Source organism: Rhizobium sp. BK008, from assembly GCF_014197345.1.
GTDB classification, from domain to species: domain Bacteria; phylum Pseudomonadota; class Alphaproteobacteria; order Rhizobiales; family Rhizobiaceae; genus Rhizobium; species Rhizobium anhuiense.
Genome location: NZ_JACIFK010000005.1, coordinates 67,255 through 90,730 on the forward strand (window position 1 = coordinate 67,255; position 23,476 = coordinate 90,730).

The following is a 23,476-nucleotide window of genomic DNA, read 5'->3' on the forward strand; positions in this document are numbered from 1 at the left end:
TCGGTGTCACGTTTATGGCTGGTTTCACGTGAAACGTACACACGATCTGGAGTCTTGAATGACTGATAATGTCTATGATGTGATCGTGATCGGTGGCGGCCATGCGGGGTCGGAAGCCGCCAGTGCGGCTGCGCGGCTCGGTGCGAAAACCGCCTTGGTGACGCACAGGCGGGACACGATCGGTGTGATGTCCTGCAATCCGGCAATCGGCGGGCTCGGTAAGGGTCACTTGGTTCGCGAGATCGACGCTATGGATGGCCTGATGGGTCGTATCGCCGACGCTGCGGGCATTCAGTTCAGGATGCTGAACAAGAAAAAAGGGGCAGCCGTTCGAGGACCGCGAACCCAGGCCGATCGAAAGCTCTATCGTTTGGCGATGCTGGCGGCGATTGAGGCCACACCTGGTCTGGACATCGTCGAAGGCGATGCGTTTGATCTGGACGTTGTCGACGGGCGTGTTGCCGGGGTGGTCATGAAGGATGGTCGAACCCTAAAGACTCCTGCCGTCGTTTTGACGACTGGAACCTTCCTGCGTGGACTTATTCATATCGGTTCGGAAAAGACGCCGGCCGGTCGTGTCGGTGAAGCGCCGTCGATCGGGCTGTCCGCCACGCTGGCCAGGCTGGGATTGCGCTTGGGACGACTGAAGACCGGGACACCGGCGCGGTTGGACGGAAAGACCATAGACTGGCAATCCGTCGGCCGGCAGGGGGCTGACGAGGAACTCGTGCCCTTCTCCTTTATGACCGACAGGATTACGACGCCGCAGATCGAATGCGGGGTCACCAGGACGACTGAAGCGACCCATCGCATCATTGTCGACAACATCATGCGATCGGCGATGTATTCCGGACAGATCGAAGGCGTCGGTCCTCGCTATTGCCCGTCTATCGAAGACAAGCTGGTAAAATTTGGAGAGCGGGATGGGCATCAAGTCTTTCTCGAGCCCGAGGGACTGGACGACGACACAGTTTATCCGAACGGTATTTCCACCTCTTTGCCGGCAGACGTCCAGGCAGATTTCATCAAGACAATTCCCGGGCTTGAAGCGGCAAGAATTCTGCAACCCGGCTATGCAATCGAATATGATCATGTTGACCCGAGAGAGTTGACGCCGTCGTTGGAAGTCAAACGGCTGAAAGGTCTCTTTCTTGCGGGCCAGATCAATGGCACCACCGGCTATGAGGAGGCGGCCGCCCAAGGCTTGGCCGCCGGTCTAAACGCGGCACTGCAGAGCAGCGATTCGGATCCGTTTCATTTTAGTCGGACCAGCTCCTATATTGGCGTCATGATCGACGATCTCACGTCACGTGGCGTTACGGAGCCGTATCGAATGTTTACCTCGCGGGCGGAATATCGGCTGACTTTGCGTGCTGACAATGCCGATATGCGGTTGACGCCATTGGCCATGCGGTTGGGCTGCGCCAGCGGCGCACGCGCGCAGCGATTTACAGCCTATCAGGCTGAGATGGACATGGGTCGAGCGCTCTTGCAGTCGCTCACCGTTACGCCGAATGAAGCGCGGCGGGCCGGCTTGAATATCAATCTCGATGGGCAGCGCCGAACCGCTTATGATTTGTTGTCCTATCCAAATTATGATTTTGCTGAACTTCGCCGTGTTTGGCCTGAGACATGTGGTACGATGGGATCCAAGGTCGCGGAAGCGTTGGAAATCGAGGCCGGCTATTCAGTTTATCTGGATCGGCAAGCCACGGCGATTGCCGATCAGCAACGCGACGAGCAACGGCAGATACCGCTCGATTTCGATTACGATGCGCTTTCCGGCCTCTCCAACGAACTCAAGGTGAAACTCAGCGCGGCTCGCCCCTTCAACATTGCCCAGGCCTCCGTCGTTGAGGGGATGACGCCGGCGGCAATCGCATTGCTGCTTGTGCATTTGCGCCGCCTAACGTCTGCCGAGCTTCAAAGCGCCTGACGACGAGATTTGAAAGTCTTTCAGAATGGAATTAAACGGTTTGCGTGTTTCACGTGAAACACAGGAACGGCTTCAACACTTCGCGGTACTTTTTCAGAAGTGGGCCAAAACGATCAATCTGGTGGCGCCGTCGACACTCGAAGATCTATGGCACCGGCATATCGCTGATAGCAGCCAGGTGTTTCAGATCCATCCTCAACCGATCACCTGGGTTGATCTCGGCAGTGGCGGGGGCTTTCCGGGCGTTATTACGGCGATTTTTCTGGCCGAGCTGCAAAGCGGCTGGGTGCATCTGGTCGAAAGCAACCATAAAAAGGCGGCCTTTCTGCGGACAGCGCTGCGAGAGACGCAGGCGCGTGGGAGTGTGCATACCAATCGAATCGAAGATGCCTATGCCGAGATTGGCGACTGCGGTGCGATTTCAGCCCGAGCGTTGGCCGACCTGGACGGGCTCATGGACTATTCGGCTCCGTGGATGCTGGGCAAGCAAAATTGCCGTGGCTTTTTTCATAAAGGCCGGGATTACCTGCGGGAAATCGACAAAGCACGTGGTCGGTGGGAATTCGATCTGTTAGAACATAAGAGCGCCGTCGAGCAGGAATCTGTTATTTTGGAAGTATCAAATCTCCGGCGCTTGGTTTAACAGATCGGATATTGCGGCAATGGCTGGCGAACGACACCGGATTATCACCATCGCAAATCAGAAGGGTGGTGTTGGCAAAACAACCACCGCAATCAACCTGGCAACGGCTCTTGCTGCCATTGGCGAGCGTGTCTTGATCGTTGATCTCGATCCGCAAGGCAATGCCAGCACCGGCCTCGGTATCGACCGTCGCGATCGCAAACTCTCCTCCTATGATCTGATGGTTGGTGATCGCGGTATCACCGAGGTGACGCTCGAAACAGTGGTTCCCAATCTTTTTATCGTCCCGTCGACGATGGATCTGCTTGGCGTCGAGATGGAAATCTCGCAGCAAAGCGATCGAGTCTTCAAATTGCGGAAAGCCTTGTCTTCGCCTGAAGCAATGGCGTTCTCCTATATTCTTCTGGATTGCCCGCCGTCATTCAATCTTTTGACGATGAATGCCATGGCGGCCGCGCATTCCGTGCTGGTGCCGCTGCAATGTGAATTTTTCGCGCTGGAGGGGCTGAGCCAGTTGCTCGAGACCGTCAGCCAGGTTCGTCGAACGGTGAATCCGCGCCTGGATATCCAGGGGATCGTCTTGACAATGTTTGATGCGCGCAACAATCTCGCCCAGCAAGTGGTCAATGATGTGCGCACCCATCTCGGCGAAAAGGTTTACCATACGTTAATTCCGCGCAATGTCCGGGTTTCCGAGGCGCCGTCCTACGGCAAGCCAGCTATTCTCTATGATCTGAAATGCGCGGGCAGCCAGGCCTATCTGCAACTGGCCTCAGAGGTCATTCAACGGGAGCGCCAGAGACTGGCCGCGTAATATCATTTCAGGGGTGTAGGTGAGTGTAGATCATGAATGACGATGTATCGAAAAGGCGATTGGGCCGTGGCCTCGCGGCGCTGATAGGCGAAATGGATCAGCCTGTCCCGGTGGAAGCCGAGCGGACCATCAGTGCCGACAGGATGATCCCGATCGAGTTCGTCAGCCGTAACCCCCGCAATCCTCGTCGTTTCTTCGATGACACTGAGCTGCACGATCTCGCAAGCTCCATTCGTCAGCATGGTATCGTGCAGCCGATCGTGGTGCGAACGATGTCGCGGGATCGATATGAAATCATCGCCGGTGAGCGCCGCTGGCGCGCCGCTCAGCTTGCCGGATTGATCGAAATTCCAGTCATTGTCCGTGACGTCGATGACAAGACGGCGTTGGAAATCGCCATTGTCGAAAACGTGCAGCGCGCGGATCTCAATCCGCTTGAGGAAGCCTTGGGCTATGAGCAGCTCATCGCAGAATATGGCTACACCCAGAACGACCTCGGCGAGATCATCGGCAAAAGCCGCAGCCACGTTGCCAATTCTCTGCGCCTGTTGAAACTGCCGGACCCGGTTCGTGATCTGCTTGCTGCCGGCAGCCTGTCGGCCGGGCACGCACGCGCGCTGGTTTCGACGCCGGATCCGGCCAGTCTTGCCCGTACGATCGTTGCGAAGGGCATGTCGGTCCGCGATGCGGAGAAGCTGGCGCAGAACAATATCAAGGCACAATCCGAGCCTCCGCCGGCCCTACGGCGCGATCAGAAGGATTCCGACACGCTGGCCCTGGAAAGAACACTTTCCGATGCCCTCGGCCTTGACGTTGCGATCAATCACAAAACCAGTGGCGGGCAGATTAAAATTTCCTACAAGTCGCTGGAGCAGCTCGAGGAAATCTGCCGCTTGCTCGAGCGGCGTTAGAGCGATTCCCAGAAAATAGCGAAGCGGTTTTCCGTCCAGAAGGGCGTGAAGGGGCAGAGCGTGCTTCGGTTAGCAGCTGAAGCGCTCCAAATCACGCCGATTTTCGACCGGATTGAAGGGTGGTGGAAAGAAGCGTTTGCATCGCAACGCTGTCTTCCAGTACCTGGCGCCGCCGACTCTGCAGAATTGCGGCCTGCAGGCGATTGGATTCACGGGCGATGCTTTCGGCGGTCCACTGGCGCAGCGCCTGTTCGATGATCGGCTTGCGGCGAAAATGCAGATGCCGCCCCATGGTCTGCATGATCTGAGGCGGCTGCAGGCGTTTTTCCTCCATTTCAGCGCGCATCGTATCGAGAAGCTGAAACTGCTTCAGGCATGCCTGAAGCACGAGAAAGATTGCGGTTTTTGAACTGCTGATCTTCTGCATGGCGTGCAGAAAGGCCGTGAGATCGCCGCTGAGAATCGCGTCGACGGCATCGTCGACGGAGATCGCGCTGGCATCGCCAATTATTTCGGTAACGTGATGTTCTTCAACCGTATCGGCGCCGCGACAATAGAGCGCGAGCTTGCGCACCTCGTTTCGGGAAGCGATGCGATCACCGCCAATCAGTGCGATCAGCGCCTGCCGCGCGGCCGGCGTGATACCGAGTTTCTCTGCACCGAGTTCGGTATCGATCAGCGTATTCAGAGCACGGCTGTCATCGGCGTAAGAGGGGATCGTCATGACGGATCGCGCGGCTTCGGCGGTCTTGCGCAGCAGCGAACCCTTTTTCAGGTCGCCGGCCTCCACGATTAGATAGGCGGCTTCGAGTGGTTTTTCGGCGAGCAGGGCCAGGGAATCGACGAGGTATTTTTCGTTTGCGGCGCCGCGGATCCAAATCAGCTTCTCACCGCCGAACAGCCCGATCGACTGGACCTCATCGACCAATCGTCCGGGATCCTTCTGCAGATCGCCGATATCGAGCTTCGTCAGCGAGAATGGGTCGTCGAGGGCCACACCACTTTTACCGGCAAGCAGACCCGCCCGTTCCGAAACGAGGCCGCGATCCGGCCCATAGATGACGAAGATCCGATAGTTCAGCGCCGATTTCTGCAGAAAGATCTCGAATTCGTGGGATTTTATCTCTGCCACATCTCGCCTCAGCGGCTGAGGGCAGCGGCGATGTCGGCCCCTACGAATTCCGCCGCCTGATCCGCTGCGCGGTTCTCGGCATCACGGATCGCCCGCTGCTTGGCAAATTGCTGTTCGGAGAAATCCACCAGCGCCGTGGCCTGACGGCTACCGGCCTTGATGACATGATTGTCGGTTATGGCACGCAGCGTGTAGGTGACGGTGACGGTCACCCGGCCGGCTTTCGACGTATCGCCGGATTCCTGAAGCAGCGTATCGGCGACGCTCGAGGTGGCGTGCATCTCAACCTGATATTGCGGGTTTGCGGCTTCGCCGGCGCCACGTGCTGCAAAGAAGATCAGGTGATTGCGAACCTGCTGCTCAACCCGGCTGCCTGCCGGGGAAAAGCCGACGGAGGAAAGCTTTTCGGTGAGACCGGAATTCTCGGAGTAAAGCGGCCGGACCTGGCAGGCAGAGAGAAAAGCCGCGGAGGCAAGGATCATGGCGATGCCGGCATTGCGAGCCAGCTTGCAAGCGATATCAAACGACAATGTTTACAATCCTTTGGGGAACCACGATGATCTTCTTCGGTGCCTGTCCGTTCAGCGCGTTCTTCACCGCATCCAGATCCAGCACGGCGGCGGTGACGGCATTCTGATCTGCATCGCGAGAAATTGTCAATTCGGCGCGTTTCTTGCCGTTGATCTGGACCGGCAGAACGACGTCGTTTTCGACAACGAGCGTTTCGTCGTAGCGCGGCCAGCTTGTCCGGGCAAGCAGCCCTTCATTGCCGAGCGCCGTCCAGCACTCCTCAGCCAGATGCGGCGTCATCGGTGCGACCAGCTGGATCAGGATCTCTGCGGCATCGCGGACTGCCGCGCGATAGGCGGCATCACCCTCGCCCGCCGCAACCCTGGTCAGCGGTGCGGCCAGTGCGTTCACGAGTTCATAGATGCGGGCGACGGCCTTGTTGAACCAGAGCTTGTCATAATCGTTTTCGACAGCCTTCAGCGTCTTGTGGGCGACCTGTGAGATCGGCAAGGCTTCCCCCTCGCTCGCCGGCGCAGCTGCGACGGCGGAGAGTGCGTCCGCGGCTTCCGAAATCAGCCGCCACAGGCGTTGGGTGAAACGATGGGCGCCTTCGACACCCGCCTCGGACCAAATGACATCACGCTCGGGCGGAGAGTCGGACAGAACGAAGAAACGGGCGGTATCGGCGCCATAGGAGGCGATGATATCGTCGGGATCGACGACGTTCTTTTTCGACTTCGACATCTTCTCGATCGAGCCGATCGCAACTTCCTCGTTGTTGGTCAGCAGGAAGGCCCGGCGTTTGCCGTCGAGTTCGTCGATGCGGATATCGGCAGGGGCCACCCACTCGCGGCTGGCGCCGGCACCGCGGCTATAGGTTTCGTGGACCACCATGCCCTGGGTGAAGAGACCCTTGAAGGGTTCGGTGGCCGCCACGTGACCGGTTTCGCGCATGGCGCGGGTGAAGAAGCGCGAATAGAGCAGGTGCAGGATCGCGTGCTCGATGCCGCCGATATACTGGTCGACCGGCAGCCAGCGGTTCGCGGCTTCGGGATCGGTTGGTTTTCCTTCCCAGGGCGCGGTAAAGCGGGTGAAATACCAGCTCGAATCGACAAAAGTATCCATCGTATCCGTCTCGCGGCGGGCATCCTTGCCGCAGGTCGGGCAGGAGACATGACGCCAGGTCGGATGACGGTCGAGCGGGTTGCCGGGCTGATCGAAGGTGACGTCGTCGGGCAGCTTGACCGGCAGGTCCTTCTTCGGCACCGGCACGACGCCGCAATCATCGCAGTGGATGACCGGGATCGGGCAGCCCCAATAACGCTGACGGGAAATGCCCCAGTCGCGCAGGCGGAAATTGACCTTGCGCTCGCCCTGCGGCGCATTGCCGAGCGAAGCGGCCGCCAGGCGGTCGGCAACGATATTGAAGGCCTCCTCCGTCGTCTTGCCGTCGAGGAAGCGCGAATTGATCATCACGCCCTCACCGTCATAGGCGGTATCGCCGACGGCAAAGCTCGCAGCGTCGCCATCCCTCGGCATGACGACGGCCACGACCGGCAGGCCGTATTTGCGAGCAAAATCAAGGTCGCGCTGGTCGCCTGACGGGCAGCCGAAGATCGCGCCGGTGCCGTAATCCATCAGGACGAAGTTGGCGATATAGACGGGCAGCTCCCAGGAGGGATCAAGCGGATGCCTGACGCGGATACCGGTATCCATGCCTTTCTTTTCGGCGGTCTCGAGTGCGGCGAGCGACGTGCCGGCACGGCGGCACTCCTCGCAGAAGGCTTCGATATCGGCATTCTTTGCGGCGGCATCCTTTGCCAGCGGGTGATCGGCGGCGATCGCCAGGAAGGAGGCGCCGAACAGCGTGTCCGGCCGGGTGGTATAGACCGTGACCTCGCTCTCGCCGGCAGGCGCCGTTTCCGGCACAATCTCCCAACGAATCGTCAGGCCTTCCGAGCGGCCGATCCAGTTCTTCTGCATCAGCCGCACTTTTTCCGGCCACTGTTCAAGCGTGTCCAGCGCGTCGAGCAGATCCTGGCTGAAATCGGTGATCTTGAAGAACCACTGCGTCAGTTCGCGCTGTTCGACCAGCGCACCGGAACGCCAGCCGCGGCCATCGATCACCTGTTCGTTGGCGAGCACAGTGTTGTCGACAGGATCCCAATTGACCTTCGACTGCTTGCGGTAAACCAAGCCCTTTTCCAGGAAATCCAGGAAGAGATGCTGCTGGTGCTGGTAATATTCGACATCGCAGGTGGCGAATTCGCGGCTCCAGTCCAGCGAGAGCCCCATGGCCTTCAACTGCGCCTTCATCGAGCCGATATTCTGGTAGGTCCAGGAAGCGGGATGCACGCCGCGCTCCATGGCGGCGTTCTCTGCCGGCATGCCGAAAGCGTCCCAGCCCATCGGGTGCAGCACATTATAGCCCCGCGCGCGCTTATAGCGGGCGACGACATCGCCCATGGCGTAATTGCGGACATGGCCCATGTGGATGCGCCCCGATGGATAGGGGAACATTTCGAGGACGTAATATTTTTCGCGCGGATCGGCATTGTCGGTCTCGAAGACCTTGTCTTCATTCCATTTCTGCTGCCAGCGGGGCTCGGCATCGCGCGGATTATAACGTTCGGTGGCCATCGTATTCGTATTTCCGGAAAATCAGGGGAGTTGGTCGAGACCTTCACCATGAAACCACCGTAGCGTCAAGTTTTGCAGGCGCTGCAAGCGTCCGATCTTGATCACGTGCAAGCGATTTCGCGAAGGCGGGTCTTGGCAAGCACAGGTTGGCTGGTTAGTTCATTGCCAATCCTTTCATGCTGGTATGTCGAGGCAGAACGATGGAACTTCAAGAGCGGTTGAACGAGGTGCGATCACGGATTGCGGCCGGGGAACACGCGGCAGGTCGTCCGGCGGGTTCCGTTCAGCTGGTCGCGGTGTCGAAGACCTTCGAGGCGGACGCGATCCGCCCGGCCATCGAAGCGGGACAGCGCGTCTTCGGCGAGAACCGGGTGCAGGAAAGCCAGGGCAAGTGGCCGGCGCTGAAGGCCGAGCGTCCGGATATCGAATTGCATCTGATCGGGCCGCTGCAATCGAACAAGGCGGCGGATGCGGTGGCGCTCTTCGACGTCATCGAGACGGTGGACCGGGAAAAGATCGCCCGCGCGCTTGCCGAGGAGATGAAGCGGCAGGCCAAGACGCCGCGGCTCTACGTCCAGGTCAATACCGGGCTCGAACCGCAGAAGGCCGGTATCGCTCCTGACGACACGCCAGCCTTTGTGGCGCTCTGTCGCGACGAACTCGGCCTTTCCGTTGAAGGTTTGATGTGTATTCCGCCGGCCGAGGAAAATCCCGGGCCGCATTTTGCCCTGCTGGCAAGACTTGCGTCCAAATGCGGCGTCGGAAAACTTTCCATGGGAATGTCCGGTGACTACGAGACGGCAATCGCCTTCGGCGCCACCAGCGTCCGCGTCGGATCGGCGATTTTCGGCGCGCGCTGAAACTCTGCTTTGGTCGGGCTTCCCGTTCCTCTTACCGCTGTCTAGATTGATATCGAGGCGTGCATGTCCTGGGGAGGAGCAGATGCAGAACGACTATCATCAGGTCTACGCGGCCTGGAAACGCGATCCCGAAGCCTTCTGGCGTGAAGCCGCTGCCGACATAGACTGGTTCAAACCGCCGGAACGGGTGTTCTCGCCCGACGACGGTGTCTATGGCCGTTGGTTCTCAGCCGGGGAAACCAATACCTGCCACAATTGCCTGGACCGGCATATCGCTGCCGGGCGCGGCGGCGAGACAGCCGTTATCTTCGACAGCGCGATGACCGGCGAGAAGCGGCGTTTCACTTACGACGAGGTGCTTGTCGAGGTAAAGGCGATCGCCGCAACGCTGCTCGAATTCGGCATCGGCAGGGGCGATCGCGTGATCCTCTATATGCCGATGCTACCGCAGGCGGTCTTTTCGATGCTCGCCTGCGCTCGCATCGGTGCGGTTCACTCCGTCGTTTTCGGTGGATTTGCCGCCAGCGAACTTGCAGCGCGCATCGACGATTGCGGTGCGAAGCTGGTGATCACCGCAAGCTGTGGGCTCGAGCCCGGCCGTACCATTGCCTATAAGCCTTTGGTCGACCAGGCGATCGAGATCGCGGGTTCGAAGCCGGAGCGTTGCCTAGTGCTGCAGCGGCCGGAGCTTCGGGCAGATCTCGTCAATGGCCGCGATCAGGATTTCGAGACGGCGGTGGCGCGGCATCGCGGCGCCGAGGTCGCCTGTGTTTCGGTTAAGGCGACCGATCCGCTCTATATCCTCTACACCTCCGGCACCACGGGCCAGCCGAAGGGTGTGGTACGCGACAATGGCGGCCATATGGTTGCGCTCAACTGGTCGATGCGGAATATCTACGGCTTGAAGCCGGGTGAGGTCTTCTGGACGGCTTCGGATATCGGTTGGGTCGTCGGGCATTCCTATATCGTCTATGCTCCGCTGATATCAGGCGTAACCACCTTGATCTTCGAGGGAAAACCGGTCGGTACTCCGGATGCCGGCACATTCTGGCGGATCGTTTCGGAGCATAAGGTGCGGGTGCTCTTCACGGCGCCGACGGCGTTCCGCGCCATTCGGCGGGAGGACGCGGACGGCGATCTGATACGCAAATATCCGATGCCGGATTTGCGGGCGCTGTTTCTTGCCGGCGAAAGGGCGGATCCGGAGACCCTGAAATGGGCGGAGCGCATGCTCGGCATACCCGTCATCGATCATTGGTGGCAGACGGAGACCGGCTGGCCGATCGCTGCAAATCCGCTCGGTCTCGGCGCCCTTCCCGTCAAGCACGGTTCGCCGGCGCTGCCGATGCCCGGTTATGAGATTGCGGTGCTCGACGATGCCGGCCATCCGATCGAGGCCGGAACGCTCGGCAATATCGTCGTGAAGCTGCCCTTGCCGCCCGGCTGTCTGCCGACCCTCTGGAACGCCGACGAGCGTTTTCGATCGGCTTATCTCGATGAGTTTCCGGGCTACTACAAGACGGCTGACGCCGGATATGTCGATGAGGACGGCTATCTCTTCATCATGTCGCGCACCGACGACATCATCAATTGCGCCGGTCATCGGCTCTCGACAGGGGCGATGGAGGAAGTCTGTGCGCGTCATTCCGATATCGCCGAATGCGCTGTTATCGGAGTGATCGATGCGCTGAAGGGTCAGGTGCCCTGCGGTTTCCTGGTGCTGAAGCGCCATGTTTCCCGTGAGGCGACGGTGATCGAATCAGAGGTCGTGGCGATGATTCGTGATTCGATCGGACCCGTCGCCGCCTTCAAGATGGCCATCATCGTTAACCGGTTGCCGAAGACGCGTTCCGGCAAAATCCTGCGCGGCACTATGCAGAAGATCGCCGACGGCATACCCTGGAAAATGCCTGCAACCATTGATGATCCAACGATTTTGGAGGAAATCGGCGAGGCGCTGCGGGCGCGCGGGTTCGGCTCGCTGCCGATGTGAATTAAACTTTCGGTAAGTCTAATTGAGGAATTGTTAACCATATCGATGCAAGCATTTGTTAACGGCAATGGCTTGCATAGCAGGCTTTGCATGACGCGGTCGCCGTTACCGGCTTAGTCCGGATTGCCCCTTTCTCAACGATTGTGGAACGGATCATGACAAGCATCCTCACCAACAACGCTGCCATGGCAGCGCTGCAGACTTTGCGCGGTGTAAACGATAGTCTCAAGGACACCCAGGGTCGCGTTTCCTCGGGTTATCGTGTTGAAAAGGCGGCTGATAATGCCGCCTATTGGTCGATTGCAACGACCATGCGTTCTGACAATAAAGCGCTTTCGGCCGTCTCGGATGCCCTCGGTCTCGGCGCGGCGAAGGTCGATACCGCCTATTCGGCCATGGACAGCGCCCTCGACATTGTCAGCGAAATCAAGGCCAAGATCGTCGCCGCCACGGAAAATGGCGTCGACAAGACGAAGATCCAGCAGGAGCTCGACCAGCTGCAGGAGCAGCTGCTCAGCATCGCCCAATCGGCATCCTTCTCGGGTGAAAACTGGGTCGCCGGCGCTTCCGGCACGAAGAGCGTCGTCTCGTCCTTCGTCCGCGACGGCAGCAATGCCGTCTCGGTCAAGACGACGGACTATGTGCTCGATTCAGGCACGCTTGGAAACGTGCTCTTCGGCATGACCAGCACCGGCGCGATCGAAACGACCAGCGGTATCATCGGCACGGCTTTCAACGGAACCTATGGCGGCAAAGTTATCGTCATGGCGTCGATCTATGATCTCGACATTACCGGTTTCACCCAGGGCCAGCTCGACGCGGCCTTGACCGGCGTCGAATTGGTCCTCGGCGCCATGACCGCCGCCGGCTCGGCTCTCGGCTCGATCTCGACCCGTATCCAGCTCCAGGAAAATTTCGTCAGCGGTCTTCACGATTCAATCGACTCCGGCGTCGGACGCCTGGTCGATGCCGATATGGAAGAGGAATCGAGCAGGCTCTCGGCGTTGCAGACGCAGCAGCAACTGGCCGTCCAGTCGCTCTCGATCGCCAACAGCTCGGCCCAGAACATCCTCACCCTGTTCCGCAGCTAAAGCGCGTCGCGATCCTTTACAGGCAATAGGCAATAAAAAAACCCCGCCGGCCCCGGCGGGGTTTTTCATGAGATAACCGATATCTCAGTACTGGTCGTCGTCCTCGTCCTTCGGGGCCGAGCGCAGCGAGCTCAGCTTGCGGAAGACAGCGTCGGCATCGATTTCCTTTTCCTCTTCGCGCTCGTAGCTCGGGGTCAGGCGCTCGGTTTCCTGTGCCGATTGCAGCGTCGCGCCAAGCTCGGCGGCGGTCGGCAGCGGACGACCCTTGGAGGCCTTTTCCACTTCCATGTCCAGATCGATCTGGCTGCAGAGGCCGAGCGTTACCGGATCCATCGGCGCGAGGTTGGCCGAGTTCCAGTGGGTGCGCTCGCGGATCTGCTCGATGGTCGATTTCGTCGTGCCGACGAGGCGGGAAATCTGCGCGTCCTTCAGCTCCGGATGGTTGCGAACGAGCCAGAGAATGGCGTTGGGGCGGTCCTGACGCTTCGAAACCGGCGTATAACGCGGGCCGCGGCGCTTGGATTCCGGCACGCGCACCTTTGGTTCGGAAAGCTTCAGCTTGTGGTTCGGATTGGCTTCGGCGCGGGCGATCTCGTCGCGGGAGAGCTGTCCCGTCGAGATCGGGTCGAGGCCCTTGATACCCTGCGCCGCTTCGCCATCGGCGATCGCCTTGACTTCGAGCGGATGCAGTTTGCAGAACTGCGCAATCTGATCGAAAGACAGTGCCGTATTGTCGACGAGCCAGATGGCTGTCGCCTTCGGCATGAGCAGTGTTTGAGCCATGGATATAGTCCTTCTATCGTCCGCGCCGGTCGCGGTCCGTGGATTGTCACCACAATGTCCGGGAAATATGCCGCTATATAACCGCACTGTCGCAGAATTGCAATTCTTCCAAAATGAAATGACCTTTGTCTAATTGCCGCCACGATGCGAACTGCTATGAATTGCCCTGATTTGAAATCCAGGCCCGCTTCGCCGGCGCGGCCCATCGCATGTCCCATGAGGAGGAGTTCCATGTCGGAGAAGATCTATCCGGTTTCGAAGCCGGTGAAGGCGCGCGCCCTGATCGATAAGGAAAAGTACCTGAAATGGTACGAGGAAAGCGTCGAGAACCCGGACAAGTTCTGGGGCAAGCACGGCAAGCGGATCGACTGGTTCAAGCCCTATACCAAGGTCAAGAACACCTCCTTTACCGGCAAGGTCTCGATCAAATGGTTCGAGGACGGCCAGACCAACGTCTCCTACAACTGCATCGACCGCCATCTGAAAACGAATGGCGACCAGGTGGCGATCATCTGGGAAGGCGACAACCCCTATATCGACAAGAAGGTCACCTATAACGAGCTCTACGAGCATGTCTGCCGGATGGCGAACGTCTTGAAGAAGCACGGCGTCAAAAAGGGCGATCGCGTCACCATCTATATGCCGATGATCCCGGAAGCCGCCTATGCGATGCTCGCCTGCGCCCGCATCGGCGCGGTGCATTCGGTCGTCTTCGGCGGTTTCTCGCCGGAGGCCTTAGCGGGGCGCATCGTTGACTGCGAATCCACCTTCGTCATCACATGCGACGAAGGTGTGCGCGGCGGCAAGCCGGTGCCGCTGAAGGACAATACTGATACCGCAATTCATATCGCGGCACGCCAGCACGTGATCGTGGAGAAGGTTCTGGTCGTTCGCCGCACCGGTGGCAAGACCGGCTGGGCGCCGGGCCGCGATCTCTGGCATCACCAGGAAATCGCCACCGTGAAGGCGGAATGCCCGCCGGTGAAGATGAAGGCGGAAGATCCGCTCTTCATTCTTTATACGTCAGGCTCAACCGGTAAGCCGAAAGGCGTGCTGCACACGACCGGCGGTTATCTCGTCTATGCGGCGATGACGCACGAATATGTCTTCGATTATCACGACGGCGACGTCTACTGGTGCACGGCCGATGTCGGCTGGGTCACCGGCCACTCCTATATCGTCTATGGGCCGCTCGCCAATTGCGCAACGACGCTGATGTTCGAGGGCGTGCCGAATTTCCCGGACCAGGGCCGTTTCTGGGAAGTCATCGACAAGCATAACGTCAATATCTTCTATACGGCGCCAACAGCGATCCGCTCGCTGATGGGCGCCGGCGACGACTTCGTCACGCGCTCCTCGCGCTCTTCGCTGCGCCTGCTCGGCACCGTTGGCGAGCCGATCAACCCCGAAGCCTGGGAGTGGTACTACAATGTCGTCGGCGACAAGCGTTGCCCTGTCATCGACACGTGGTGGCAGACGGAAACCGGCGGCCATATGATCACGCCGCTGCCAGGTGCCACCGATCTGAAACCCGGTTCGGCGACGACCCCGTTCTTCGGCATCAAACCGCAGCTGGTCGACAATGAGGGCAAGGTGCTGGACGGCCCGGCCGACGGCAATCTGTGCATCACCGACAGCTGGCCGGGTCAGATGCGCACGGTCTACGGCGATCACGAGCGCTTCATCCAGACCTACTTCTCCACCTATAAGGGCAAGTATTTCACCGGCGACGGCTGCCGGCGCGATGCGGACGGTTATTACTGGATCACCGGCCGTGTCGACGACGTGCTGAACGTCTCCGGCCATCGGCTCGGCACAGCAGAGGTGGAATCGGCACTCGTCTCGCACAATCTGGTTTCGGAAGCTGCTGTTGTCGGTTATCCGCATCCGATCAAGGGCCAGGGTATCTATTGCTATGTGACGCTGATGGCTGGTCACGATGGTTCGGACGCGCTTCGCCAGGAACTGGTGAAACATGTGCGGGCGGAAATCGGCCCGATCGCCGCGCCCGACAAGATCCAGTTCGCGTCCGGCCTGCCGAAGACCCGGTCCGGAAAGATCATGCGCCGCATCCTGCGCAAGATCGCCGAGGACGATTTCGGTGCACTCGGCGACACCTCGACGCTCGCCGATCCCGCCGTGGTCGACGATCTGATCGCCAACCGGCAGAACAAGGCGACGGCCTGAGATATGGAGCCGCTCCGTACCTCGCGGCTTCCGGAGCGGCTCCCATTTCGTCGACGCATTGGCGTGCGTTGACCGCAATCACGGGCGAAGCCCTCGGTGAGGCAACGTCCGTCCGTCAAGACGACATCAGGATACGGCAAAAATACTGGAGCCTAAGGCTCGTTAGCCGGATTCGACATAGTGATTTCGTAAATCCGCATATTCCGATCGAAAGACGCCAATAGGAATATTACTCAGAAATCGATCGCCCGGCCGTTGATCTCATAGTCGCCGAAGCGCGCCGGTTCGGCTCCGCCGCGACCGCCGGTCTCCGGCGGCAGTTCCAGCGGTTTCTGGTTCTTCCGCCGCTCTTCGGCTTCGGCAAGCGCGCGCCTGGCAGCCGGGGACAGCATCTTGCGCCGCGGCTCCGACCCCTCGGCTACCGGCGTTTCGCTATTGTCATTATCAGCGTCCTGCATGCCTTCTCCTGCCGGAAAATATTGAAAATGGCTGGTGAATAACCAAATCATAATGCGCTGGCGCCGGGATTGAAAGCTTGGGACGCCGAAATCGGAGATGGAGATCCGCAATGAACCTCGTCCGCACTGCCATGTTGCTTGCCTTCATGACGGCGCTTTTCATGTTCGTCGGCTTCCTGATCGGCGGTCGGGCCGGCATGATGATCGCCTTCGTCATTGCCGCCGGCATGAATTTCTTCTCCTACTGGAATTCCGACCGGATGGTGCTTTCGGCCTATCGCGCGCAGGAGGTCGACGAGCGCAACGCGCCTGAGTTTTTCCGGATCGTGCGCGATCTCGCCGGCAATGCCGGGTTGCCGATGCCGAAGGTCTATCTCTACGACAGCCCGCAGCCGAATGCCTTCGCCACCGGCCGCAATCCCGACAATGCTGCCGTGGCCGCCTCGACCGGCCTGCTCAGCGCATTGTCTCCCGAAGAGGTCGCGGGCGTAATGGCGCATGAACTGGCGCATATTCAGAACCGCGACACGCTGACGATGACGATCACGGCAACACTGGCCGGTGCGATCTCCATGCTTGGCAACTTCGCTTTCTTCTTCGGCGGCAATCGTGACAACAACAGCAATCCTCTCGGCTTCATCGGCGTCATCGTCGCGATGATCGTGGCGCCGCTCGCCGCCATGCTGGTGCAGATGGCGATCAGCCGCACGCGCGAATATTCGGCCGACCGCCGCGGCGCCGAGATCTGCGGCAATCCGCTCTGGCTCGCTTCGGCGCTCGGCAAGATCGCGCGCGGTGCCGCCCATGTTCCGAACGAAGATGCCGAGCGCAATCCGGCGACGGCACATATGTTCATCATCAATCCGCTCTCCGGAGAGCGGATGGACAATCTGTTTTCCACCCATCCGAACACGGAAAACCGCATCGCTGCCCTGTATGACATGGCGCAAGGCGGCATGAATGTCTCGACGTCGCCGGCGCGTGCTGCTAATCCGTCGCGCAAATCGCGCTCTGTTCCGGATACGGGCCTTGGTCGCGGTGGTTCGCAACCGCCAAAAGGTCCGTGGTCTTGAATTCAGACGGCACGAAGAAGCCATTCCGCAAGCAAAAGCCCTCCGCCGAGCGTTCCGCACCGGCTAAACCCGGCATGCAGGCGCGGGCCGCTGCGGCAAAAATTCTTGCTGCCGTCGTCGACCGCAAGCTGCCGCTCGACGGCGCTCTCGATCATGAACACGGTAATCCGGCCTATAGGGCGCTCGGCGAAAGCGACCGGGCGCTCGTCCGCGCCATCCTGAACACGACGCTGCGTCATCTGCCGCGCATCGATGCCGCTATTGCCGGGCTGCTGGATTCGCCGCTGCCGGAGGGGGCAAGGGCGCTGCATCATGTGCTTGCGATCGGCGCGGCGCAGATCCTCTATCTCGACGTGCCCGATCATTCGGCTGTCGATCTTGCCGTCGAGCAGGCCAATCAGGACCCGCGCAATCGCCGTTTCGCCAAGCTGGTCAATGCCATCCTCCGTCGGCTCGGCCGCGAAAAGGCTGAGGTGCTTGGTGAGATCGGCAAGGTCCCGCCGATGCCAGCCTGGTTCATCGCCAGGCTGGAGAAGGCCTATGGCCGGGATGCGGCGCTGGCGATTTCGGAATCTCAGCTCGAGCCGGCCGCGATCGATCTGACCGTCAAGTCCGACCCTGAAGGCTGGGCCAAGCGGCTGAACGGTGTCGTCCTGCCGACGGGCGGTGTGCGGCTTGCAGCCTTCGACGGCGGCATTCCTGCGCTCCAAGGCTTCGATGAGGGCGCATGGTGGGTGCAGGATGCGGCAGCAAGCATCCCCGCCAAGCTTTTCGGCGATCTCTCGGGCAGACGTACCGCCGATCTCTGCGCCGCGCCCGGCGGCAAGACGGCGCAGCTCATTCTTGCCGGTGGCGAAGTCACCGCCCTCGACCAGTCGGAAAGCCGGCTAAGACGGCTGCGGTCGAATCTCGACCGGCTTGGCCTCAAAGCCGAGACGATTGCGGCAGACCTGACGACGTTCGAGCCGGCGGAGCGTTTCGATGCGATCCTGCTCGATGCCCCCTGCTCTTCCACCGGCACGACACGCCGGCACCCTGACGTGCTGTGGACCAAAGGAGCTGAGGATATTGCCAGGCTGGCGGCGCTACAGGAACGGCTGCTGCGCCATGCGCTGACATTGCTGAAGCCGGGCGGCACGCTGGTTTTTTCGAATTGCTCGCTCGACCCTGCCGAGGGTGAGGACGTCGTCGCCCGTGTTCTTTCCGATACGGATGCGGTCGAGCGCGTTTCGATCGGTGCCGGCGACTGGCCCGGCCTCGAGGCGGCGATCACACCACTCGGCGAATTCCGCACGCTTCCCACCATGCTGAAAATGCCCGATGGCATCGCCTCCGGCCTCGACGGCTTCTATGCGGCCGTGCTGCGTCGCGTGGCCTGATTGCAGGCTTGAGCGCGCCCAGGCGAATCTCCGCCAAGCCAGACATTTCACAGCCCGGCATCACGCATGCCGTTCTCACAAAACCGCCCGCATGATGCCGTTGAAACGCGTTAATTGCGTATATTCGAACCTTATCACGAATTAATTCATTGCGGACGATGAAATCGGCCGCTTTTCACCTATTCTTAACCACGAGGGTCAATAGACAATAGAATATGCAGTTTGGTCGGCGTTTTGCGAGCATGTATGTTCGGGAGGCTTGGCGGCGCGCCTTGCGCCGCGTCGCGTTGCTGCGCCTGAAGCTCTTTCGCCATTCGATCAAGGTGCCCGAGCGTCTGATCGTCGCGCCGACCGATCTGCGCAGCATCGATCCGCATGTGGCCGACGAGATCCTCAACGGACGTTTTCTCCTGGCCGGGCGGATGCTGGAAACCAACGGAAAGTCGCCCTTCACCTTCACCCTGCCCTCGCGCCCCTTCGCGATCCGTCTTCATAGCTTCGGCTGGTTGCGTCATATGCGGGCGAACAAGACGGAGCGCAGCTCGGCTGCCGCCCGCGCGATCGTCGACAGCTGGCTTTCCATCCATGCCGGCCGGATGGAGGGGGTCGCCTGGGAGACCGACGTCACCGCCCAGCGCGTCATTGCCTGGCTGTCGCATTCACCGGTGGTGCTGCAGAACGCCGATCGCGGCTTCTATCGCCGCTTCATGAAGTCGCTGGCGTTCCAGGTGAGGTTCCTGCACCGCATGGCGCCGTTCACCCTCGGCGGCCTGGAGCTGTTTCGGCTGCGTATTGCGCTCGCCATGGCCTCCGTTGCCATGCCGGCGCGCGCCTCCACGCTCAGAAGGGCGGCGCAGGCGCTCGACCGCGAGTTCGATAGCCAGATTCTGTCGGATGGCGGCCATATCTCGCGCAATCCACGTGTCGGGCTGGAATTGCTGCTTGATCTGCTGCCGCTCAGGCAGACCTATGTCAATCTCGGTCATGACCTGCCGCAGAAGCTGATCTCCGGCATCGACCGCATGTATCCGGCATTGCGGTTCTTTCGCCATCAGGACGGCGACCTGGCGCTCTTCAACGGAGCGACCTCGACGCTCGCAAACGAGCTGATGTCGGTGCTGCGATATGACGAGACCGCCGGTCAGCCGTTCAAAGCTTTGCCGCATTCGCGCTATCAGCGGCTTTCCGGCGGGAAGACCGTGATCATTGCCGATACCGGCACGCCGCCTTCGGCAGGCGGGCTGCGGACCGCGCATGCCGGCAGCCTCTCCTTCGAGATGTCGTCCGGCCGCCATCGCTTCATCGTCAATTCCGGTTCGCCGAAATTTGCCGGGCACCGCTATGTCCAGATGGCGCGAACGACGGCGGCGCATTCGACCGTCATCCTCAACGACACCTCGTCCAGCCGTTTTTCGCCCTCGCCCTTCCTCAATCACGCGATCATCGAACCGGTCAAGACAGTCACCGTCGAGCGCGCCGAAACGGAGGATGGACGCGACGGCATCAAGCTCAGCCATGACGGTTATCTCAGGGTGTTCGGGGTGCTGCACGAGCGTGAACTGACCCTCAATGCCGCGGGCTCGATCGTGACAGGCCGCGACCGGCTCGTCGTCCGCGAAGGATATGAGAGTGACGAGCCCCTGAATGCTGTCGCCCGTTTTCATATCCATCCCGCGATCGTCCTGCATCAGAGTGACGGCGAGTCCGTGCTGTTGACGGCGCCGGACGGTGAAAGCTGGCTGTTTTCGGCACCCGGCAATGAAGTGCTGATCACCGAGGACATTTTCTTCGCCGACAGCTCCGGCATCTGCGGTTCGGACCAGATCGAGATCGATTTCGATCTTGCCGCGAAGACGGAAATCCGCTGGTTCCTGTCCCGCAAGGGCTAGATCATGTGCCGACGCCTGTTTGCGCGGCGGCAAAGCTGTGCTAACGCGACGCCAGCATGCGAGCATCCCTCGCGGATATCTCCCGAAGCCCGAACGGAGAAGGTTTCATGGCCGTCATTTCCAAGAAGATCCCCGCCCCCGACAAGGTCGAAATCAAGACCGCACTCATTTCCGTCTTCGACAAGACCGGGATCGTCGAGCTCGCCCACGCCCTGTCTGCCAGGGGCGTCCGCCTGCTTTCGACCGGTGGCACCTATAAAGCGATCACTGCTGCCGGTCTCGCCGTCACCGATGTCTCCGAAGTCACCGGGTTTCCGGAGATCATGGACGGGCGCGTCAAGACGCTGCATCCGACGGTGCATGGCGGTCTGCTGGCGATCCGCGACGACAGCGAACACCAGGAGGCGATGAAAACGCACGGTATCGAGAGCATCGACCTCGCCGTCATCAATCTCTACCCCTTCGAGGAGGTGCGCGCCGCCGGCGGCGACTATCCGACGACTGTCGAGAATATCGATATCGGCGGTCCGGCGATGATCCGCGCATCGGCCAAGAACCATGCCTATGTGACGATTCTGACCGATCCGGCCGATTATGCCGAACTCACGGAGCAGCTTTCCGCAGATGACGGCAAGACTGGCTATGCCTTCCGCCAGCGCATGGCCGCCAAGGCCTATGCCCGCACCGCCGCCTATGATGCGATGATTTCCAACTGGTTCGCCGAGGCGCTGTCGATCGACACGCCGCACCACCGGGTCATCGGCGGTGCGCTGAAGGAAGAGATGCGCTACGGCGAAAACCCGCATCAGAAGGCGGCCTTCTATGTCACCGGCGAGAAGCGCCCGGGTGTTTCTACGGCCACCCTTCTCCAGGGCAAGCAGCTCTCCTACAACAACATCAACGATACGGATGCCGCCTACGAGCTCGTCGCCGAGTTCCTGCCTGAGACAGCGCCGGCCTGCGCCATCATCAAGCATGCCAATCCCTGCGGTGTTGCCACCGGATCGAGCCTGGTCGAAGCCTATCAGCGGGCGCTCGCCTGCGATTCCGTTTCCGCCTTCGGCGGCATCATTGCCCTCAACCGGACGCTGGACGCCGAAACGGCCGAAGAGATCGTCAAGCTCTTCACCGAAGTGATCATCGCGCCGGATGTGACGGAGGAGGCGAAGGCGATCGTCGCCCGCAAACCGAATCTGCGGCTGCTGTCGGCCGGAGGCCTGCCCGATCCGCGTGCCGCAGGCCTGACGGCAAAGACCGTTTCCGGCGGCCTGCTGGTCCAGAGCCGGGACAACGGCATGGTCGAAGATCTGGAACTCAAGGTCGTCACCAGGCGCGCGCCGACGGCACGGGAACTTGATGACATGAAGTTTGCCTTCAAGGTCGGCAAACATGTGAAATCGAATGCCGTGGTCTATGCCAAGGACGGCCAGACAGCCGGTATCGGCGCCGGCCAGATGAGCCGCGTCGATTCGGCCCGCATCGCCGCTTTGAAGGCCGAGGAGGCCGCCAAGGCGCTCGGCCTTGCCGTGCCGATGACCCATGGTTCGGCAGTCGCCTCCGAAGCCTTCCTGCCTTTTGCTGACGGTCTTCTGTCGATGATCGCCGCAGGGGCGACCGCGGTTATCCAGCCGGGCGGCTCGATGCGCGACCAGGAAGTCATCGATGCCGCCAACGAACACGGCATCGCGATGGTGTTCACCGGCATGCGCCATTTCCGCCATTGAATAAGGATCGGGCGCGGCCACGCGCTCATCTCCGGCTTGATCGGGCCCGTTCCTATGCCCGATCGGCCGGATAGGGCGTGCGGATCAAGAGCACCAGTCCGCCGGCGAGAAACAGGATCAGCGTTGCCATTCCGAGCCGCGGTGATCCGCTGATATAGGTCACCAGCGAGAAGAGCAGCGTCGCCATGAAACTCGTGGCGCGCCCCGAAAGCGCATAAATGCCGAAATAGCGGCCGGCCTCCTCGGGGCTGACGCTGCGGGCGAGATAGGAGCGCGACGAGGCCTGCACCGGCCCGAAGGCGAGCCCGATCAGCAGACCATAGAGGATATAAGCCTTTTCCGCCGCGGTCCCGAAGAGGCCACCGGAATCGGCCATCGGCAGCGGCATCAGTCCGAACAGCGTGTAACCCGGTCCTGTCGAGATGATGCCGATGGTGGCGAGAAGCAGCATGGTCAGGCTGATGACGACGGTCACCTTCGAACCGACGCCCTTGTCGATGCGGCCGGCGATCAGGCAGCCGAAGATCGCGACGACATTCAGGATGATGCCGTAGATGCCGATCTCGATTGTCGCCCAGCCGAACATGCCGGCCGCAAAGATTCCACCGAGGATCAGCAGGCCGTTGACGCCGTCCTGATAGATCATCCGGGCAACGAGGAATGTCAGGATGCCGCGGCGCTCCTTAAGTTCGGCTAGCGTGTTTCTGAGCTCCCGCAAGCCGGAGCGGACGGCGGTGCCGAAGGGAAGACCCTTGCCGACATCGGGTGTGAACAAGAACATCGGCAGGATGAAGATCAGGTACCAGACGGCCGAGATCGGCCCGGTGATGCGTGCATCCTGGCCGGTCTTGGGATCGAGACCGAATAACGGATCGAGGCCGAGGATGGTCTTGCCGCTCTCGGGGCTTGCCGCCAAAAGCGTCACGACGGCAATGAGCACGATCATGCCGCCGAGATAACCGAGCCCCCAGGCGGTGTTGGAGAGTTTTCCGACCTCGTGCCTGGCGACCAGGCGCGGCATCATCGAATCGTTGAAGACGATCGAAAACTCCGCCGAGATCGAGGCGAGGATCATGAAAATGACGGGATAGAGGATTGGTGAACCCGGGGCGGCAAACCACAGGCAGGAAAGGCTGGCGATCTTGATGACGGCGAAGAAGCCGATCCAGGGTTTGCGTGCGCCGGACTGGTCGGCGATCGAGCCGAGAACGGGTGAGAGCAGGGCGATGATCACCGAGGAGATCGTCGCCATGTTGCTCCACGTCGTCTGCGCGGAAACCGGGTCATCGGTCAGGCGGGAAACGAAATAGGGCCCGAAGATAAAGGTTGTGACCACGGTAAAGAAGGGCTGCGCTGCCCAATCGAAGAACATCCACCCCCATATGCCCTTCTCCGTGGCCTTCGGCGGTTGCGTTCCTGTCCAGTCAATGCGATTCAACATCCGCTCCTTTTT

The 23,476-nt window shown here is 60.4% G+C and carries 18 protein-coding genes; 12 read left to right on the plus strand and 6 right to left on the minus strand.

Annotation, left to right across the window (positions count from 1 at the left end; all coding sequences use genetic code 11):
* The first annotated feature begins 58 nt into the window (after positions 1-58).
* From mnmG to FHT69_RS20730, 4 genes are read left to right on the plus strand one after another with little or no spacing between them, the layout of a single operon-like run.
* On the plus strand, positions 59-1,936 hold the full coding sequence (gene mnmG / locus FHT69_RS20715; protein ID WP_183905892.1) for a tRNA uridine-5-carboxymethylaminomethyl(34) synthesis enzyme MnmG: 1,878 nt from the start codon (positions 59-61) through the stop codon (positions 1,934-1,936).
* Between the two features lie 25 nt (positions 1,937-1,961).
* A complete protein-coding gene (rsmG, locus tag FHT69_RS20720; protein ID WP_047615890.1) occupies positions 1,962-2,579 on the plus strand; it encodes a 16S rRNA (guanine(527)-N(7))-methyltransferase RsmG in 618 nt (205 codons plus the stop codon).
* Between the two features lie 19 nt (positions 2,580-2,598).
* On the plus strand, positions 2,599-3,393 hold the full coding sequence (locus tag FHT69_RS20725) for a ParA family protein (protein WP_063473880.1): 795 nt from the start codon (positions 2,599-2,601) through the stop codon (positions 3,391-3,393).
* A gap of 32 nt (positions 3,394-3,425) precedes the next feature.
* Entirely contained in the window at positions 3,426-4,304 is an 879-nt protein-coding gene (locus tag FHT69_RS20730; RefSeq protein WP_047615886.1) for a ParB/RepB/Spo0J family partition protein, read from the plus strand.
* 91 nt (positions 4,305-4,395) lie between these two features.
* On the opposite strand, the gene holA is transcribed toward FHT69_RS20730, so the two are convergent.
* The 3 genes from holA to leuS are packed head-to-tail and all read right to left on the minus strand — an operon-like array spanning position 4,396 to position 8,586.
* Positions 4,396-5,436, minus strand: coding sequence for a DNA polymerase III subunit delta (holA, locus tag FHT69_RS20735; protein ID WP_132574474.1), 1,041 nt, complete (start codon positions 5,434-5,436; stop codon positions 4,396-4,398).
* An 8-nt stretch (positions 5,437-5,444) separates the two neighbouring features.
* Positions 5,445-5,966 carry an LPS assembly lipoprotein LptE gene (lptE, locus tag FHT69_RS20740; protein WP_183905893.1) on the minus strand — a complete coding sequence of 174 codons (522 nt, stop codon included), beginning with the start codon at positions 5,964-5,966 and terminating at the stop codon, positions 5,445-5,447.
* Complete coding sequence (gene leuS / locus FHT69_RS20745) at positions 5,956-8,586, minus strand: leucine--tRNA ligase (RefSeq protein WP_063473876.1); 2,631 nt, start codon at positions 8,584-8,586, stop codon at positions 5,956-5,958. Before leuS ends, lptE begins: the two co-directional genes overlap by 11 nt.
* A 200-nt stretch (positions 8,587-8,786) precedes the next feature.
* Here leuS and FHT69_RS20750 point away from each other — a divergent pair, with 200 nt between their 5' ends.
* The 3 genes from FHT69_RS20750 to FHT69_RS20760 all read left to right on the plus strand — a co-directional run bounded on the left by FHT69_RS20750 (position 8,787) and on the right by FHT69_RS20760 (position 12,530).
* Positions 8,787-9,446 (plus strand): YggS family pyridoxal phosphate-dependent enzyme, encoded by a 660-nt coding sequence (locus tag FHT69_RS20750; RefSeq protein WP_183905894.1) that lies wholly within the window; start codon positions 8,787-8,789, stop codon positions 9,444-9,446.
* Between the two features lie 82 nt (positions 9,447-9,528).
* Complete coding sequence (locus tag FHT69_RS20755; protein WP_183905895.1) at positions 9,529-11,439, plus strand: propionyl-CoA synthetase; 1,911 nt, start codon at positions 9,529-9,531, stop codon at positions 11,437-11,439.
* A 155-nt stretch (positions 11,440-11,594) separates the two neighbouring features.
* Positions 11,595-12,530: a flagellin gene (locus tag FHT69_RS20760; protein ID WP_183905896.1), complete on the plus strand. Its 936-nt coding sequence runs from the start codon at positions 11,595-11,597 to the stop codon at positions 12,528-12,530.
* Between the two features lie 84 nt (positions 12,531-12,614).
* Here the strand turns inward: FHT69_RS20760 and FHT69_RS20765 are convergent, their stop codons facing one another.
* Positions 12,615-13,313: a DUF1013 domain-containing protein gene (locus FHT69_RS20765; protein ID WP_047615874.1), complete on the minus strand. Its 699-nt coding sequence runs from the start codon at positions 13,311-13,313 to the stop codon at positions 12,615-12,617.
* Positions 13,314-13,544: 231 nt separating this feature from the next.
* Here FHT69_RS20765 and acs point away from each other — a divergent pair, with 231 nt between their 5' ends.
* The gene (gene acs / locus FHT69_RS20770) at positions 13,545-15,500 is read left to right on the plus strand and encodes an acetate--CoA ligase (RefSeq protein ID WP_183905897.1); all 1,956 of its coding nucleotides are present in this window, start codon (positions 13,545-13,547) and stop codon (positions 15,498-15,500) included.
* Positions 15,501-15,733: 233 nt separating this feature from the next.
* Here acs and FHT69_RS20775 read toward each other — a convergent pair whose 3' ends face one another.
* Positions 15,734-15,958 carry a DUF1674 domain-containing protein gene (locus FHT69_RS20775; protein ID WP_183905898.1) on the minus strand — a complete coding sequence of 75 codons (225 nt, stop codon included), beginning with the start codon at positions 15,956-15,958 and terminating at the stop codon, positions 15,734-15,736.
* 110 nt (positions 15,959-16,068) lie between these two features.
* On the opposite strand from FHT69_RS20775, the gene htpX reads away from it, so the two are divergent.
* The 4 genes from htpX (at position 16,069) to purH (ending at position 22,023) form a co-directional block, all read left to right on the plus strand.
* Positions 16,069-17,031: a zinc metalloprotease HtpX gene (gene htpX, locus FHT69_RS20780; protein ID WP_047615869.1), complete on the plus strand. Its 963-nt coding sequence runs from the start codon at positions 16,069-16,071 to the stop codon at positions 17,029-17,031.
* Entirely contained in the window at positions 17,022-18,410 is a 1,389-nt protein-coding gene (locus FHT69_RS20785) for an RsmB/NOP family class I SAM-dependent RNA methyltransferase (RefSeq protein ID WP_183905899.1), read from the plus strand. The genes htpX and FHT69_RS20785 overlap by 10 nt, the downstream gene beginning before the upstream one ends.
* A 215-nt stretch (positions 18,411-18,625) precedes the next feature.
* Positions 18,626-20,299, plus strand: a complete 1,674-nt coding sequence (locus FHT69_RS20790) for a heparinase II/III family protein (RefSeq protein WP_183905900.1) — start codon at positions 18,626-18,628, stop codon at positions 20,297-20,299.
* A 107-nt stretch (positions 20,300-20,406) separates the two neighbouring features.
* Positions 20,407-22,023 carry a bifunctional phosphoribosylaminoimidazolecarboxamide formyltransferase/IMP cyclohydrolase gene (gene purH, locus FHT69_RS20795; RefSeq protein WP_183905901.1) on the plus strand — a complete coding sequence of 539 codons (1,617 nt, stop codon included), beginning with the start codon at positions 20,407-20,409 and terminating at the stop codon, positions 22,021-22,023.
* Between the two features lie 52 nt (positions 22,024-22,075).
* Here purH and FHT69_RS20800 read toward each other — a convergent pair whose 3' ends face one another.
* On the minus strand, positions 22,076-23,464 hold the full coding sequence (locus FHT69_RS20800) for an MFS transporter (protein ID WP_183905902.1): 1,389 nt from the start codon (positions 23,462-23,464) through the stop codon (positions 22,076-22,078).
* Positions 23,465-23,476: the final 12 nt, after the last annotated feature.